Annotated in this window: 14 protein-coding genes and 2 pseudogenes; 3 read left to right on the top strand and 13 right to left on the bottom strand. The window is 58.6% G+C overall.

The features are described 5' to 3' along the window. Nucleotides 1-315: 315 nt before the first annotated feature. From JG747_RS19380 to JG747_RS19365, 5 genes are all read right to left on the bottom strand, one after another. Nucleotides 316-1,173, bottom strand: coding sequence for an ATP-dependent DNA ligase (locus JG747_RS19380; RefSeq protein WP_202359834.1), 858 nt, complete (start codon nt 1,171-1,173; stop codon nt 316-318). 463 nt (nt 1,174-1,636) lie between these two features. After that, nucleotides 1,637-2,047: a hypothetical protein gene (locus JG747_RS19375; protein ID WP_202359833.1), complete on the bottom strand. Its 411-nt coding sequence runs from the start codon at nt 2,045-2,047 to the stop codon at nt 1,637-1,639. 620 nt (nt 2,048-2,667) lie between these two features. Continuing rightward, entirely contained in the window at nt 2,668-2,868 is a 201-nt protein-coding gene (locus JG747_RS37035; RefSeq protein WP_244748147.1) for a hypothetical protein, read from the bottom strand. Between the two features lie 39 nt (nt 2,869-2,907). After that, nucleotides 2,908-3,099: a recombinase family protein gene (locus tag JG747_RS37030; protein WP_244748145.1), complete on the bottom strand. Its 192-nt coding sequence runs from the start codon at nt 3,097-3,099 to the stop codon at nt 2,908-2,910. A 798-nt stretch (nt 3,100-3,897) separates the two neighbouring features. Continuing rightward, nucleotides 3,898-5,037, bottom strand: a complete 1,140-nt coding sequence (locus JG747_RS19365; protein ID WP_244748143.1) for a (Fe-S)-binding protein — start codon at nt 5,035-5,037, stop codon at nt 3,898-3,900. A gap of 804 nt (nt 5,038-5,841) precedes the next feature. On the opposite strand from JG747_RS19365, the gene JG747_RS19360 reads away from it, so the two are divergent. Together JG747_RS19360 and JG747_RS19355 are read left to right on the top strand one after the other, a co-directional pair. Continuing rightward, nucleotides 5,842-6,300: a MucR family transcriptional regulator gene (locus tag JG747_RS19360; RefSeq protein ID WP_202359831.1), complete on the top strand. Its 459-nt coding sequence runs from the start codon at nt 5,842-5,844 to the stop codon at nt 6,298-6,300. A gap of 629 nt (nt 6,301-6,929) precedes the next feature. Further along, complete coding sequence (locus tag JG747_RS19355) at nt 6,930-7,154, top strand: helix-turn-helix domain-containing protein (RefSeq protein ID WP_019858515.1); 225 nt, start codon at nt 6,930-6,932, stop codon at nt 7,152-7,154. 611 nt (nt 7,155-7,765) lie between these two features. On the opposite strand, the gene JG747_RS19350 is transcribed toward JG747_RS19355, so the two are convergent. The 3 genes from JG747_RS19350 to JG747_RS19340 form a co-directional block, all read right to left on the bottom strand. Then, complete coding sequence (locus tag JG747_RS19350) at nt 7,766-11,122, bottom strand: adenylate/guanylate cyclase domain-containing protein (protein ID WP_202359830.1); 3,357 nt, start codon at nt 11,120-11,122, stop codon at nt 7,766-7,768. Nucleotides 11,123-11,550: 428 nt separating this feature from the next. After that, nucleotides 11,551-12,003: an SAM-dependent methyltransferase gene (locus tag JG747_RS19345; RefSeq protein WP_202359829.1), complete on the bottom strand. Its 453-nt coding sequence runs from the start codon at nt 12,001-12,003 to the stop codon at nt 11,551-11,553. After that, nucleotides 11,966-12,139 carry a hypothetical protein gene (locus JG747_RS19340; protein WP_202362393.1) on the bottom strand — a complete coding sequence of 58 codons (174 nt, stop codon included), beginning with the start codon at nt 12,137-12,139 and terminating at the stop codon, nt 11,966-11,968. The genes JG747_RS19345 and JG747_RS19340 overlap by 38 nt, the downstream gene beginning before the upstream one ends. Before the next feature lie 109 nt (nt 12,140-12,248). Between JG747_RS19340 and JG747_RS19335 the strand changes: the two are divergent. After that, nucleotides 12,249-12,468: pseudogene (locus JG747_RS19335) on the top strand (IS5/IS1182 family transposase); the annotation flags it as partial. Nucleotides 12,469-12,487: 19 nt separating this feature from the next. Here the strand turns inward: JG747_RS19335 and JG747_RS19330 are convergent. The 5 genes and pseudogenes from JG747_RS19330 to nthA all read right to left on the bottom strand — a co-directional run bounded on the left by JG747_RS19330 (nt 12,488) and on the right by nthA (nt 15,708). Next, nucleotides 12,488-13,024 carry a GNAT family N-acetyltransferase gene (locus JG747_RS19330; protein WP_202359828.1) on the bottom strand — a complete coding sequence of 179 codons (537 nt, stop codon included), beginning with the start codon at nt 13,022-13,024 and terminating at the stop codon, nt 12,488-12,490. Nucleotides 13,025-13,269: 245 nt separating this feature from the next. Then, nucleotides 13,270-13,898, bottom strand: a pseudogene (locus JG747_RS37840) (SDR family NAD(P)-dependent oxidoreductase). 109 nt (nt 13,899-14,007) lie between these two features. Then, nucleotides 14,008-14,418 carry a nitrile hydratase accessory protein gene (locus tag JG747_RS19320; RefSeq protein ID WP_202359826.1) on the bottom strand — a complete coding sequence of 137 codons (411 nt, stop codon included), beginning with the start codon at nt 14,416-14,418 and terminating at the stop codon, nt 14,008-14,010. After that, the gene (nthB, locus tag JG747_RS19315; RefSeq protein ID WP_202359825.1) at nt 14,405-15,061 is read right to left on the bottom strand and encodes a nitrile hydratase subunit beta; all 657 of its coding nucleotides are present in this window, start codon (nt 15,059-15,061) and stop codon (nt 14,405-14,407) included. The genes JG747_RS19320 and nthB overlap by 14 nt, the downstream gene beginning before the upstream one ends. Then, on the bottom strand, nt 15,061-15,708 hold the full coding sequence (gene nthA / locus JG747_RS19310) for a nitrile hydratase subunit alpha (RefSeq protein WP_244748139.1): 648 nt from the start codon (nt 15,706-15,708) through the stop codon (nt 15,061-15,063). Before nthA ends, nthB begins: the two co-directional genes overlap by 1 nt. Between the last annotated feature and the right edge of the window lie 251 nt (nt 15,709-15,959).

Here is a 15,959-nt window from a genome sequence, read left to right as displayed (position 1 = left end):
AGCGTGTGGTGAAATCGGAGCGGCCAGGGTTGCCCAGAAACAAGCAGCTGTTGCAACTCTCAAGGCCGGATAGGCGCTCGTTCTTTCGCCAGCGCACCACGGCCCGATATCTAGCATCGTCAGCATGGATATGCAGGACGAACCTGTCAGGAACATCCACGCCGGGATCAACTCGTAACTCCGCACCATGTGTGTGCTGGTTCCTGACGGAGCAATTGATGCTTACACCCTCGGCAATGATGACCCCATCCTTCAGGACAGCCGTTCGAGGATGAGCTCGTCGCTCAATGGGTGGACCATCGTTGCCCATATCTCTCATTCCTCCCGAAAATCCTGCAAGGAAGCGTGCCGCAAATCTTCCTCGCCGCGTAAATGCTTTACGCGGCCGATGATGCCGGGCTTGACCCATTGCGTCGCCGGCCGCTTCCTCCCCTTCGGCGCCGGCCCGGCGTGCTCCTGGACGCGCTTCCACAGTCGATCGCGGATTGCACCGCGCGAATTGATGAAGGCCGAGCCGACATAGCGGCCGGTCGCGCGGTCGGCCATCAGGGCAAAGGCTGGCTTGCCCGCCTCACGCTCGACGCCGAGCAACTCGTATTCGTCGACCGAGTAGCATTTCGCCTTCAGCCAGTATGTGGACGGGCCGCTGCGGTATTTGCTGTCGCGCCGCTTCGATACCATTCCTTCAAGACCAGCCATATCGAGCAGATGAAAGATCGCCTTAGCCTCACCCGGTAGCGGCTCGCTGAACTGGATTCGGCCGCCAGGCTTTATCATGCTGGCCAGGATCTCGCGCCGCTCCTCGAGCGCCGTGTCGCGCAAATCATGGCCATTGAGATGCAGCAGGTCGAAGGCGACGAAATAAAGGTCGTGCTGCCGCCGAGTGATCGCCTTCCGCAACTCTCCGAAGTCGGAAAGCCCTGCTTTGTTAAGCACAATGATCTCGCCGTCGACGATGGCGCTTTCCGCACCGAGGCTCTTCGCCTCCTGCACCAGGTCGCGATATTTCGCCGTCCATTCGTGACCGTTCCGCGTGTAGATGCGCGCGCCGTCTTCATCGATGATCATTTGCGATCGGTAGCCGTCAAATTTCACCTCGTGAATCCAGTCGTCACCCGTGGGCGGCGTCTCGACCAGGGTCGGCATCAACGGGGCTATGAACTTCAGACGCATGCACTGACTCGCAAAAGCCGCGATTCAATTAGCATGCGCTAAAATGGTTCCGGAACTTTTATTGCGACCCGCGAGGTTCGGTCGGCCATGACGAAGCTATAGACCTGGGGCCACTCATTCCGGGTAAGCTGCACGGCGGCGACCTGATCCGCGAAGAGGGCCATTTCTACAACTGCCCGAACTGCGGCCAGAAGGTCGATCAGCGCGACCTACGACAAGTCTTCTGGCATGAAGAGCCCGGGCACGAGCCACTAGAGCCCGAAACCATTGACGATTCTCAAATTTTCTCGAAAGAAGTAGCAGTCCCGCTGCGGGCGACCACAGGCAAAAAAACGCCCGCCCGGAATGGGAACCGAGGGCGGGCCAAGAGGTGGCTAGGGATCAACCCTGCAACATGTCAACGAGCAGTGAAGGGGTTGATTGCCGAACGGTAGCATCGTCGCTCAAACCGCTTCTGGCGACCTCAGCGGGTGGCTGGAGATAGCCCCGACACCGATCGCACGCTCGCGCTGGAGAAAACCACAAAGGCAAATATCAGCACAGCAGTAGCCACCATCAGCGAGCCGGCGGCGACGACCGGCTCAAGCGCTGAATACCCTCCATGCAGCATCAGATACAGCGCAGGCAGCATGATCACCAGTCCGACGTTATAGAGACCGTAGTGGATCATTGCGATTTTCCGCTCCGCCTTAGCCGGGTTGAGCGCGTAGTACCCACCGAATATAGCGCTGGTGACCCATCCGAGCAGATTGATGTGAGCATGGGCCGGGAAGGAACCGTGATCGCCGGAGATTGCCATCTGCAAGCCGGCACCGATCCCCAGGATAAGCCACACAACAGCCGTTCTAAAAAAGAGATTCGAAACCTTAGGCATGACACTTCTCCCCAAAAAGCGCTGAAAATCAACGCGCGATATTAAGGGGCTGCTAAAATAGCAATGCAATCAAAAACAACGCCAATCCGGCGGTGCGTGCTGTTGCGCAACCGCGCCTAGGCCTGTCCAAGCCCCTTCCCTGGGCTCGGATGGCTGGAGCAGAGCGCCACCATATTGCGTCCATCGATGTTCGCAGTCCCGTACCCTCAAGCTAGGCGTTCCAGGTTCCCCGTACAGGACCATTGCACTGCGAACATCGTATCCAAGCATGGACGCGTTGGCGACGAACTGGATAGCGCCCCAAGCTGATGGCGCCGATCCGTGTTTCCGTTTTACTGGTGAGATCGATCACGCCGAAAATTTCCGCATCTGTTCCTCTGCCGGCCAATACAGCCGTCCAAGGCAAGAAGCATCGCGAAATCCCCCGAACTATCAGCCATTAACTTCAATCCGCGAAATTTGTTGCGTCCAGGCGGCTTGCCGGGCGCTGGCTCAAAAGCATCATTCACAAGCTCATCCGCGAATAGTACGGATCGTTTCATTTGCGCTGGCCAGAAGATTGGCAATGGAACGTCGGTCAGCAGGGCATATTTTCGAGAAAAACTTCGCGACCTGGACGTCTAAATCAAGCGTCCCCTCGGCGCCAACTCAGCGTTCGGTCCAATGATCTTCTTGCCGTCGCTCCCCGTGACGTTGAGATGACCCAGCGGAGCCTTGGTAGGCCAGATGCCCTGCTCCGCCTTCTCCATCTGTCCCTTGCGGGCTTCCTCCGAGAGATTGTCGATGTAGGTCTTCGCCATCAGCACCTTGATGCCGTGCATGAACTTTTCCGACGAGCGCGAGTCCTGCGAGAGGACCACTCATTCCTTGGCGAGGTGGATCTCGACGTGAAGTTCGTCGAGCGTCACCCAGTCCTTGAGATTGCGATAGGGACGGTCGGTCTTCTCAACCAGAACAACCCGCACACCGGGATGCTTGCGAAGGTATTTGACCATCTCATTGAAGTTGGTCCGCCCGCTGCTATTCGTCGTCTCGACGTCGAGGATGGGCAATGCCAAACTGCTTTTGAGCCGCGTCCTCCCACAGAAGCTTGCATTGGGCAGGTATGGAGAAGCCTTCCTTCTCCTGTTCTTTTTAGGAAACGCGAGCATAGAGCAGCGCCTTCACCAAGCCACCGCGATTTGCGATCTGCGCAGTCTTCTTGACCATCTTCCCAGCCTCGTCTCCTAACCAGTCACGGCGGAGCGAGGGAAAGCGCCTCGCTCAATCCATGTTTTCCCACTCAGCCAGGAGACGAAAGAACAGAGAACCCGGTGACGTTTTTTCTACGATCTTTCGAGCATCCTCCGCTGTCAGCTTTCGGCCGTTGCGTTGTTCGAACAGCAGAGCTGTTCTATCAAGGAAGGCACAATCAACGGCGCGATTGCGCGGAGACAAGGTCTTCTCATCCGACTGACAAACGTTCCTTGGTCTCTTCATCTTCTTTGCCCGGTTTCAGGCGCTTTGCAGCACCAGGCAAGGATCGCCGCTCTCTCTAATCTCGAATGGCCGATGTGTGCGCTTCAGTCGCTTTTTCCACGCCCGCGCCTTGGACGGCTAGGACTTAACCCCTAACCGAAGCGCTTAAGGCTGAACTCAATTCCTATTCGACGCCCGACGGTCTCATGATGGACTCCAGTCCATGGAAGGTCGAAGCTAGACGCGAAGCTTGAGATGGACGGAAACCTTATCTGGCCAGCACGCGCTGTGGCATGGTCAGCTACCCCATGGGTTGACAACACCGCCTCGCTCCGGAAGCGACCAAATTGCTACGCCGCCCCGAAATGATACGATGGCCAGGACGCCAACATTCAACCTGGTACCACGACATTCTCGACTTGCTTGCTAACCTTTAGAGGAAGCGGCTGCTCGCCCAGTAGCACTCTGACAACGACGTCACGAGCATCTTGGGGATCGAGCGAGTGCTTTGCTATCAGGTCCCTACACTCGCTGACGATCTGGTCGACGTCCTGCATGACCTTGAGCTCCTTGTAGCGATCGTGCCGATACAGCCCCATGCTTTCACCAACCACCTCAAGGATATTGATGATGCGGAATGGCCAATCGCGCTCGTGTGCACACAGTTCGCGATGATCGGAATGGTAAACCGCAACCAAGGCGTCCACACCCGCGGCACTGGCCGCTTCAAGTTCCCTCAACTGCAACTCACGCTTGAACTTTGGAAGCGCACCGACATGCACGCTTTGCAGACCTACAGCGGGCTGGTTCAGATCGACAAGCGAGATGCCGGGGATCATCTTAAGGATTTCGGTGGCGGCCTCCACGATGCCTGCGACGCCAGGATGCTTGTGCAGCGCGACGCGCATCTCGACCCTGTGCTGCAGATGCGGCTTTAACTGCGCCAGCCGCTGGCCGATAAATCTTAGGAATGGGTTCATCTCGAACGGGCGGGAGCCGCGCTGTCGTTCCACCGTTGGCAGGATGTTTTCCGTGAACTGGACGTAGCAGGTCGGACACCAGGTGATCACCTGTCCCGACTTGGAGTGCGACAGCTTCTCCATCGAGCTCGAACCCATGCGGCCGCTCATCTCGGCGTCACCGGACTTGAGTTGCACGATACCGCAACAATGGCTCGGACCGCCCATGACCTGGTAACTGACACCGAGCACATCCATGATATCGAGCGCAAGCAAGGCAATGTGCGGCGTCTTCAGCACATTGCAGCCGGTGTAAAACACAAAGTCCGCCGGCTCGGTGGGCATGGATACTGACGCTGATTTTTGACCCAGCCTTTCCAGGACCTCCGTATCGAGTTGCAAGCGCGACAGCATCGTTACACCGCGGCTGACCTCCCGGTATCTCTCCACGCCTGCCCTGCGTCGTTCAGCAAGCTCCTTGTCGGACTTCGCAGCGCTAAGGCGCGCCATGGTAAGGAGAAAGCGAGGATTGACGCCGTAATCGCACGCCTTGATACATTCTCCGCTGAGCATGCAAGCGGCTGCCCATTTGCGGGACGCTTCCGGACCGCTACCGTCTCGCACAAGATCGAGAACACCGCCAATGAGGTCTTCGGACGTCTCATCCGAGATGCCGGCGGGCGCTACGCTTGGACAAACCTCAGCGCACTTGCCACATCGTGTGCAAGCCTCAACCATATCCTGGACACGTTCGCCCAGAGCCGTCTCGAAGGATGTCTCATTCACTGGGGGCATCGCGGGCTCCAAGTCTGAGGAATGGGCCTTGTGCGCGCATTGGCAGCTCGGAAATTAACATAAGAATCGGCAATCTTGAAGGACGAGGCCTTCGTCCTCCTTGTTTGACTAAGCGAGGGGAAGTCCGTCGGCCCTCTAACGGGGTGCCCTGCTTCCACGTGAAAAGCCGGAATGGGGCGCAAAGCTGCAGCTCAGCACGTGGAGAACTGGAGGAGCGAACTGACGAGCGGAATCAAGAATGCACCATTGCCAGAAGTCGATGCGTTCCAAACTGCCCAACACCGAATCTAGTGTCCCACCTTGTCTATAAGCACGCGCAACTCGGGCTGGGGCGCAACCCAGAAAATTCGAAAGCTTCCGGGAACCCCAGCCAAACCAGAGGCTGGGCAGGTAGCTTCGCTTCACAAGCCTCATTCGCTCTACGATAGCAACTACTTCGGAAATAACATCAAAGGGTTGTCCGAAGACCTTACGAATTCTGCATTGGCTCCACTGCAGTTCGATAGATCGGGCTTAAGACGACGGTTGCGTCGTTGATCATCAGCCAATAGAGAGGGGATAAATCAGGCAAAAGGACCACCAATGACCAACGAATCCGACAGCCGCCCTACCGAACTAGCTGAGCTAACCGCCGACATTGTCTCAGCATATGTCAGCAACAATCCATTGCCTGTGTCTGGCTTGCCGGACGTGATAGCTTCGGTTCATGCTTCGCTGTCCGGACTTGGCACGCCGATCTCGCCTGTCGTTGAACCGCAAACTCCCGCAGTCAACCCGAAGAGGTCAGTGACGCCGGAATTCATTATCTGCCTCGAAGACGGCAAGAAGTTCAAATCCCTGAAGCGGCACCTTAGCACGGACTTCGGCCTGACACCGGACGCCTACCGCGCCAAATGGAACCTGCCGCACGACTATCCTATGACGGCTCCGAACTACGCCGCTCAGCGCTCGCAACTGGCGAAGTCCATCGGACTTGGCCGCAAGGCTAAACCCGTCGCACCAGCCAAGAAGGCACCTGGGAAGCGGAAAGCCAAAGCGTAGTCCGCCACGACCTGACGCAACGGAAAGACTCAGCTATGTTTGGAGAGCGGCGGACCTGAAAAGGACCGTCTGGCCGGCGCCATTCGGGCAACCTCCCAGCGAGGGCGCCGGCCTTTTTCCTAGTGGGGCGGCAACTTATACAATCATCGGGCCGCTTGGCGATGATCGACGACGGCCTCGGCTCCCAACTCGTGGTCACCGAGCGGTCATCCTCTGACTATCCAGTCACTTCTAGATTGCGACATGGGGATGAGATTTCGAGAGTAGTTCGCCTCGTGTTTTTTGCGCTCGCCCCGCTCAGCCTTCTTGCCTGGCTCAAACTCGCTGAAAGGCGTCGCCTTCATCCAATTCGTCTCTGACATCAACCCAAAAACTAACGGGTCGATGCGATGGGACCGGAGATCGCACTCCTCATTCTCCGGTTGGCTCGGGTCGACCGGCCTTGCACACTCTGTTGGCAGTTGATCCGATTTCTATCCAGACATATCCACTGCTTCTATTCCCTCACCCAGCGGCTTTTATCTCCGATGCGCATACCTACTCATGGCCACGCAACTGCATGACCAAGGGTTTGGGAGCGTGCTTGAGCCTGCTCCCATGTTTCCGAAGTCGGACATTTGGGAAGCTTGATGGACAACAGGAAGTTTTTGACAGCTGAGGAAGTCTGGGAACGCTATCGCGGCACCATCTCTCTTGGAACGCTGCGAAATTGGCGAGCCAAGAGAATTGGACCGGCGTACGTCAAGCTTGGCAAAGCCGTGTTGTATCCAATTGAGGAACTGGAGACGTGGGATCAAAAGAATACAGTGGCGTGCCGTGCGTCAAAGCGCTTCAGCATGAACGGCGGTGAGTGAGCGTGGTTAGTGACGGAGGAGCATCCAATACCGCCCCCAGAAGCCGGCCCTCACGTTCTCTGGTATAGGGATTTTTACGATATATTTCAACAAGATAGCTTACGTCGAGAGGAAGTTGCACAACGAGCCCTCTCGATACCCGTCTGGCATGCTCGATCACGCCCTGTCACGCTCAAATCAAAATCGCTTTGAATATGCGTGACTTAAGCATTCGTGTTCGCGGGCCAAACTGGGCGCGCCACGGGGTGATAGAAGCAAAATTAGCCAATGACCTGTGAGGTCGTTTTTAGGGGGAAGAAATGCGCCCTTCCCTGCCCCACAATGCACCGCCGATTTTACGCCCCTGCATGTGATCGGGACGACTGAAATTGGCCGGGAGCCGACTGGCCGCTTCGAGGCGTGGAATTTCAGAAGCGGACCTCAGATGCACTGCGTGCATGACGTGAACTGACCCGAAGCGGACACTCAAATGGGTCGGCGAGCATCACCCGCTCTGCCCCACAAGCAGACCCTTGCGAGCAGATCTCAGGATCACCCTGGCGCTTGGCAGCTGAGGTTCAGCCCCTCATCTCCAGTGCCTGCTAGTCAGCCTACAGCACCGATACGGTGATCTAGAGAACGGCAGCAGCTTCGCGGATGACCGAGGTTTCTAGGCCTTCAGCGATCTCGCTAATCTGAAGCTGATTCCGATAGTCAGCTCGGAGCTCATGGCCCGACCTTCTTGAGAGCTTGGCCAACTCGGTTGCAGCACGAACCGCCAACCAACACGCGCCCTGACTTATCGCAGTATCATAGGCTCTAGTTAGGACTTTCATCCCTCGGGTCACATCCGCCTTGGCGACCAAGCAACCCTCAATACGTTCTATTTCAGCCTGCGCCCATTTCTCGCCGGTCTTGTCCATCGCCTCGACAGCATTCTCGATTGCCGCGAGACCCTCATCGATCCGTCCATGCCGGAGGCAAACGTCCGCAATCGACGAATAGAAGTGTGGCAAGTGCAGCTCAGAGCCAGTCGAGCGCCATCGGTTCATGCCGTCTCGCAGCATTCTGAGCCCTTCGTCGGGCAGGTTGCTGCCGATAGCCCAGCCGAGCACCGTGCGAGCACCTCCGGACCAGGATGCCAGCCTGCGGTTGTCAGCTAATATGAGCATTCGTTCAGCGATCTCACGGCACTCGGCCGGCTCATTGCGGAACCGTCGGGCAATGGCGAGATTCATGAGGATAAATGCCAGATTGAGCGGATGATCGAGCCGCTCCGCGGTTTCAACGCTTGACGCACAATTGGCGAGCCCGGTGTCGACCCGCCCTGCGAGAACCTGCACCACGCCCAGATAGCTCCGACAGATCGCGGGGCCGTCCTCTCCGTATCTTGCGACATCGAAATCCCCATTGGAGGTCGCCCAAGCATTGATTCCGGCCTCGGCTTCCCGTGCGGCATCCCCAATGGCACCGAGATAGAAATAGGAAGTGGCGAGCGCCCGATGCGCCAAAGTCGTTTCTTCAACGTTTTCTCCGCACGAGGTTTCGGCAAGCAGTTGCTTGGCCAGGTCTCGGCTCCGGTGCAGGTCAGGCCGGTCAAGGTAGAAGTTCCAAAGCGAACGTCGGACAAAAAAGAGGTTGGAGGTGAGGCCCGTGGATATACAAAGCTCTTCGGCACGGAGAAAGTTCGCTTCAACCTTCTCCGACGCATATCCAGCTGACGCGTTCAGCGGGACGCCCATTTCAATCCGGATTCTGAGTTCAAGCTCATTTGTATCGCCCGAGCTAGTGACCGCTTCCAGGGCATCCAGCGCGCCCGTGAAATGCGCGACCGCCTCCGGATTGGCATATCGCGCCGCGGCAGCGCGCCCTGCTTGGAGGAAGCATTCAGCTGCCTCACGATACCGCTTTGCCGCTATGAGGTGATGTGCAACCAGCTCCGGTTCGGCCGTCGACTCCATGCCGAGTTTGTCGGCCAGCCGGCTGTGTATGTCCTGGCGCACCGATTTCAACATACTGTGATAGGCAGCATCGCGAACGAGCGCGTGCTTGAACGTATATCGTGCGTCCGGGCCCCTTCCTCGGCGGAAGACAAGCTCGGCATCCACGAGCTTATCGAGCGCCTCTTCCAACTGGGCAGCGCTGAGCCGCGTGACCGATCCGAGGAGGTCGTGGCGGAATTCGCGGCCGATGCATGCGGCCATTTGCGCAACTTCCTTGACCGGCTGCAATCGGTCGAGGCGGGCCATCAGCGAATCGTGCAACGTTAGCGGAATGTCGAGATTTGCGAGTCTGGCATGATCTTGGTCGAAGACGGCTGTGCGATCGAAGTGGCGGGCTTCGAGAACACTCTTTGTCAGCTCTTCAATGAACAGCGGCACACCATCCGTCGCGGCGATGATCTTGTCTACAATGATGGCCGGTAGTCGAATATCGCCAGCGAGTTTCTCGATGAAAGCGGTGGTCTGTTCACGGCCCAGGCGATTAAGCGCCAATTTCGTCACTATGGGATGTCCGCCAAAGCCGTGTTCGAAGGTCGGTCTCGTCGTCACCATCATCATGACCCGAGCGTGCTGAATCCGCTCTACACATTGATCCAACAATTCGAGCGTTGTCGCGTCAATCCAGTGGATGTCCTCGATCACGAACAACAATGGCAGCCTTGCTGCAGCGTCGAGGATGTCGTTCAACAATCCGTCAAGCGTTCGCGCTCGCAGCTGCTGCGGGTTCAGGCCCGTCAAAGCATCGCTCTGGTAGTTTTGAAGATCGAGCAGGGAACCGAAGATAGGCAACAACGGATTCGCTGGACCTTTGGTGCCTTCGAGTTTTCTGACCTTCTCTTCATCCCCGTCGGCTTCTTCAATACCGATAGTGCGGCGGAGTTGCTGAACAGCTGGATAAAGCGGCGAGCCAGAGTAATACGGCGAGCATTGATAGCTCACCCGCACATGTTTCTCTTGAGAGACCGCGTCTATCAAGGCGCGGGTGATGCGAGATTTGCCGATACCCGCCTCGCCGCTGAGTAGCACGAGCTGGCCTTCGCCCCTCTTCGCTTGCCCCCAACGTTCGAGAGCAAGTCCGAGTTCGAGGTCCCTTCCGAACATGATTTGAGGAGCGCTCGTGACGCGCGCGTCATAGCGGGTCTCGACGGCATGTTCCCCGACAACCAGAAACGGCGAGAGGGGTATCGAAAATCCCTTCAGCTCGATAGGCCCCAAGCTCTCAACCGCGAATATTTCGCCGAGCAACTTTCTCGTGCTCTCGGCGACCACCACATATCCCGGTTGGGCCAGGGCTTGCAGCCGAGCGGCGAGATTGGGTGTTTCGCCAACGACGACTTCTTCTTGTGCGGACCCAGTCCCGATGACTTCTCCGACGACGCACAATCCCGTGGCAATTCCCACTCTAGCTGCGAGTGGCACTTGACCGGGACTGCGCAAACTGGCGACAGCTTTCACTATGGAGCGTCCAGAGCGGACCGCCCGCTCGGCGTCCTCCTCGTGGGCGTGTGGCCAGCCGAAGTAGCACAGCACGCCGTCGCCCATGAATTTGGCGACATAGCCATCATAACGGGCGACCTCTGCGGCGACCAACGATTGATATGCGGCTATGACCGAGCCCAAGTCCTCAGGATCGAGCGTCGACGCCAGCGCGGTCGATCCCACGAGGTCGACGAACATGACTGTGAGGTGGCGCCTCTCTGCCTCACTCCCCTCTCGCTTAGATACTGCACTTTGCAGAGCATCCCGCTTGGCATCGTCGTCTGCTTTCGCCGGTTGGGCCGGTGGACGCGAGAGCTCGGCGATGGCGGTCAGGATTCTTCTCCGGTGACCAACAGATTTTACGCCAAGCTCCCGAAGATCATCGTCGGAGAGCTTTGGTAGAATTGTCGGTTCAATGTCGTTGTCGATGAATGCGCCGGCATACTGCTCAAGGCCCAAGCCTTGCAGCCATGAAGCGATCTCCTTGCCGCCCTGCTGATGATCCATCGAGGCAGTCAAGCGCACATACTCAAAATGTCAATCGGACCGCCTAAGAATGCGCGCCCGCTGCACCAAAACGCTCTCAATCCGATTGCCTGGGCTCACGGCAGGTCCTGGCGCAACCGCGACCTTCAGCGTGATCGCGTGCAATGTCTGCTTTCAGGCGGCAGCAGGGCTGATCGCTACGGCCGACATGGGCCGGAAGCGGTCTGTCCGGTTCTGGGACGAAGCTAGCCAGAAGCCGTCATTCCGCTGGGCGATACCCGCTGCGCCGAAGCAACGTTGCTTCATGGCTCACACAGTAGTTTTTTCCCTTCACCTTTGAACCGAGCGAGGACTTCCCGTTCTTGCGCAGGAATAGCGACCTCTTTGCGCTGCAATAAACCGTCAGCTGTTGTCTCACTCCTCTCGGTTCACTCCGCATTCGCGCGAGTTCACGGCCTAGTGACGGAACCGTAAACGCGTGCCAGTCTGTTAGGCACGATCATCAACTCGTCCGCAGTTCGGATGCCGGCATCGCGTCCCATGCCAATCCAAGTAGCGGCCGTTTCAGCATAATCGGATGCGCGGCAGTGACTCTCAAAGGCGGCGAACTCCTCGTCGGACACCACTTCCCAATCCGGCCTTAGCTGATGAAATCTCGCTAGCCATCCTTCACGATCTTCGCCTTCAAGAAGCGTCGGCTCCCAGATCAAGAAAAGACCGCCTGGTGGAAGCAGTTTTCGGATTTTGCGCATAAAGGGTCCCTTATCCTGCGAAACTAGATGGTGCAGGGACTGACCAATCCATACAACGTCAACCGGCCCATCCCAACGATCGACAACCGCTACAAAATCTTCGCAGCGCAGTTCAACCGCACAGGTGAGAGGAGCAAGCGCTTCCTTCAAGCGACTGCTGGGATATGTCGACGCCGATGTAGTGGGTGACCTTACTGCCGGCCAGTGCGGCGCCGTAAGCCGCGATCATGGCGTCGGCCGCAATTTCGCCCTGCCTGTCGTCGGTCGACCAGGAAATGACCGACACCCGCATGACCTGGCGGCCGTGCCATTTGGCACCGCCCGCAAAGCAGACGCTGCAGGCATCGTCCCTCTGCCCTCGACCTTATGGCGGATGGCATTGGTACGCTACGGATTTGCTCCTGGAGCAGATGCCCAAGTGTCGTATCCTGCGTGGCGACAAGGGCGATGATAGCTGGAAAAACCGCTTCTCACCGTTCCTCTGCCGCGAGTGCAACGAGCGCATGTTCGGACGCCTCCAGGATTTCCGCCCTCTCGGCCACTCGGTACGATCGATCCGCGACGAACTTTCTTGCCGCCGTCTGCCTCGCAGCTACCATCAGCTATTGGCTGTGAGTGCGAGCCTGCCGATCATTCATAACGCCTTCCTCATTCGCAACAGTGGCACGCTCGCTCCGCCTCTGTTGTCGACGACTTGTTCAACCGCCTCAAAACCGCAAGCCCGGTAGAGCGGTTCGCCCGCCAGCGTCGCCATAAGCTCGACACTTGTGAAGCCCTCGCCGCGGGCGGCGTCCTCGCACAGCGTTAGGACTAGACGACCCACGCCTCGGCGGACGAAACTGGGATCCGTATACATGGCACGCACGCGCGCAGCGTCTTTCGCCGGGTCAAGCAGCGCTGCATTGCGCCCGGGTGAACGGTCTCCTCCGTAGAGAGTTGCGCGCCGACTCCATCCACCGCAACCGGCCAAGACGCAATCTTGCTCCACAATGAAATACGTTCCGTCATCAACGAGTTGCGTATCGAGCCCCATGATTGCTCGGCTCGAAGCGATCTGCACCTCTGTGAGGAACGGCTTCTGGAGCTCGCCGATGGCAGCATTCATCAGTTCGGCCAGCGCCGGCAGATCGGCACGTGTCGCCAACCGATGTTCTAGGCTGATCCTTTGCATTCTTCGGCAGGTCCAGTGCAACCCCCTTGAAGCTAGCACAGATCGCAAGTCCGGCGACAGGCCACACCGCGGAACCCTCGGACACCAATTATTCATAAATTCTAATATACGTTGACGGCCGTCGCAAAGGCCTGTTCTGAGTAGTGCGACACTCTCCTACAACGGAAAGCCCGGAGCTCACCCCGCCGCCGGGCTTTCCTTGTTTTCGCCCCGGTGAGGGCTGCGTTGTAGAGCGGGACCAAAGTTCAGCGGCATGCTCGCCGGCGCGGCCTGGCGCTACAGGGAGCGCCACATCTCGACGATGGCCTCGGCCCGAGACTTCTCTTGAAGAAGGTAGCCATGTCTCTCCTTGTGGTTGCTTTACGTCCGACAAGCGCTCTCCAGGTTGCACATATTAGTAGCGGCGTGATGTCAGCAAAGACTTGCCGGGCGGCTTCAGCTTCCTCCCCGTGGGAAACATGCCGTCGACGATCGGCGTAGTCGATCATCCCAGGGCTCCGCGTGTTGACGCGGATGCGCCGACCGTTGAGCTCGGCTGCCCAGGTCCGGGCGAATGCCTTTGTGGCGGAATAGGCCCCGTATATTGGGAAGCCCTTGAGGTGCATACCAGATGACACCAGGACGATCGCGCCACCATCGCGAAAATGGCCTTGGCGATGGTGAAATATACACTCCGCGCGTTAAGGTTGAACGTCTCATCGGAATGCTCTGGCGCGGCGGCGGTTATTGTTTGATGGTCCACCAGCCCGGCGCTCGCGACAAAGATGTCGAGCGCACCCTTCTCAGCCTTGATTTGCGCAACGACGCGGTCAAGGTCGTCGAGGTTTGAGACATCTGCCGACCTAGCCGCCCGACGCAAAAGCCCGAAATCCACTGTTTCACGCGGCGATAATTTGGCCGCTAAGCGCGCTAATAGCAGACAGCCGGGGCTTCAGGCGCCGTGGGCAAAGCCTACCTCGCGTGAGACGGCTCACACCGCCGGACTAGCGAGCGTGGTGGTGGTATTCATGGTCGTCGGGCCAGTAATCGGCAGCCGGACTAGCGGCCGCAGCGAGAGTTACAGGCTGGCCGTGCGGCGTGTTGAGGTACGCCCGCCGCCAAGCTTCCACGCGGGCGACAAGCGATCCGCCAGTCTCCGGCGACTTCTCGCCCACCAAGCCTTCCAAGGCTGCAAGCACCGCCTGATAGTAGGTATCCTCGGTATCCGGTTCTCCCGCTACGGCAAGGAGGCGAATTTCGGCGGCGAGCGCATTTGCCCATTCAACTTGAGAATACATGCCGCTCTGAATTAGCGCATTGGCAATGCCGAGCGCCTCGGCATGCCACGGCACGGCGAACACCGTGGCACCGGGTTTGGGTTCGCGTGGTAGCAATGCGGCTTCAGGCGTGCTCAAGATAGCTCTCCCAAAGATCGAGATAGACGTGGTCCTTGCGGCCCGCTGCCTCCGGCCACAGGTCGGCAGCAAGAAACGACACCGTGTAAAGTGGCTGGGCCGGTCCATCGCCGGCCATGTTGGTGTCAGGAAGGATGTGGACGCCGCGAAAGGACTCGATCTGGCCCTCGCGGCCACGCGCGTACTGGGGTAGCCTCGTATGTCCGCAGGATCCGAATGAAATCGTCTTAACTTGGTCGCCCGGGGCGAACGCCGGGTCTGTGTCCGAGTCGCGATCAAAGCGGCTCATCGCCTTCGTCAGCGTCGCTACGTTCGCCGGCGTCATGGGTGGCGAGATGTTCTGAATGGCCTTGGCCGCCTTGCCGGTCGCGAGTTCCTCGACAGTGACTGCCTCGGCGTCGACCATCAACACCGCGTAGGCCAGCAGCCACTGGTCGTAGTAGTCGCGGCTCAGATACTCGGCGGGATCGATACATTCGCGAACATACCGGAATAGGTCGATGCTGAAAATTGCAGGCCGCGTGAAGGCACGGGTGATGCCGAACAGCCGCGCTTCCCAGGGGGCGTGAAAAGGTTCAGGCGGTTCGTTGACATCGATCGGGCCGTAGCCCTGACGCCCGCCGAGGTCGTGGATGCCGTCCATCATCCTGTCCCGACGAGTCGCCCGAGGTCGCGCTCGGTGCCGATCAAGGAGTTGCGCGTGACGAGGCCTGCGAGGCGGGCCACGTCCCAGTCTTCGGTGCCGGAAGGCCGCTCGGGTAGCACGAGATATCGGACCTCCGCGGTCGAATCCCAGACACGAACCTCCACGTTGTCGGGAATGGCGTCTCCGAACTCGGCAATGACACCGCGCGGATCGCGAACGGCGCGCGAACGGTAGGCAGCGGTCTTGTACCAGTTGGGAGGGATGCCGAGGACGGCGTGCGGGTAGCAGGAGCAGAGCGTGCAGACGACTAGGTTGTGCACCGCTGGCGTGTTCGGAACGACCCGAAGGTGACCGCCGGCCCAACCTTCGAAGCCGAGCTCGATGATCCCAGCGGTGCCGTCGGCGAGCAGCCTGTTGCGGAAAGCCGGATCGGTCCAGGCGCGAGCCACCACGTCGGCACCGCGTTTCGGACCGATCTGCTCGGTGTAGACCGCGATCCACGCATCAACGGTATTTGGGTCGAGCAGTCCTTTTTCGACCAAAAGACTTTCCAGCGCCTTCACCCGCAGTTCTGGCGCGGACGGAAGATGGCTGTGCAGTTCGCGGTGTATCGCGCCGATCCGCGCGGAGTGATCCTCGGACACTGAGCCTCCGACTTGCAACGATTAATCCAGTGTTCTCTCGAAATCGGCCTGTCGTCAATAAGGAGGTCTGCTAGCCATAGAAAAGTGCCTTCAAAGCCGGCAATTGGCCGGTGGGCCGCTCGTGCTGGCATTGTGGCTCGGCGGGCGCAGCTCCAAAGTGGGTTGAGGCGACTAGGGCTAAGACGGTCATTGGTGACCATTTGGAGAAAGGCCGAAAATCGGGCCGGGAACATCGACGCTACCCCTCGGGA

Source organism: Mesorhizobium sp. 131-3-5, assembly GCF_016756575.1.
Classification (GTDB): domain Bacteria; phylum Pseudomonadota; class Alphaproteobacteria; order Rhizobiales; family Rhizobiaceae; genus Mesorhizobium; species Mesorhizobium jarvisii.
The sequence above is the reverse complement of the archived record's forward strand: the minus strand, read 5'-3'. Positions and strand labels throughout refer to the sequence as shown.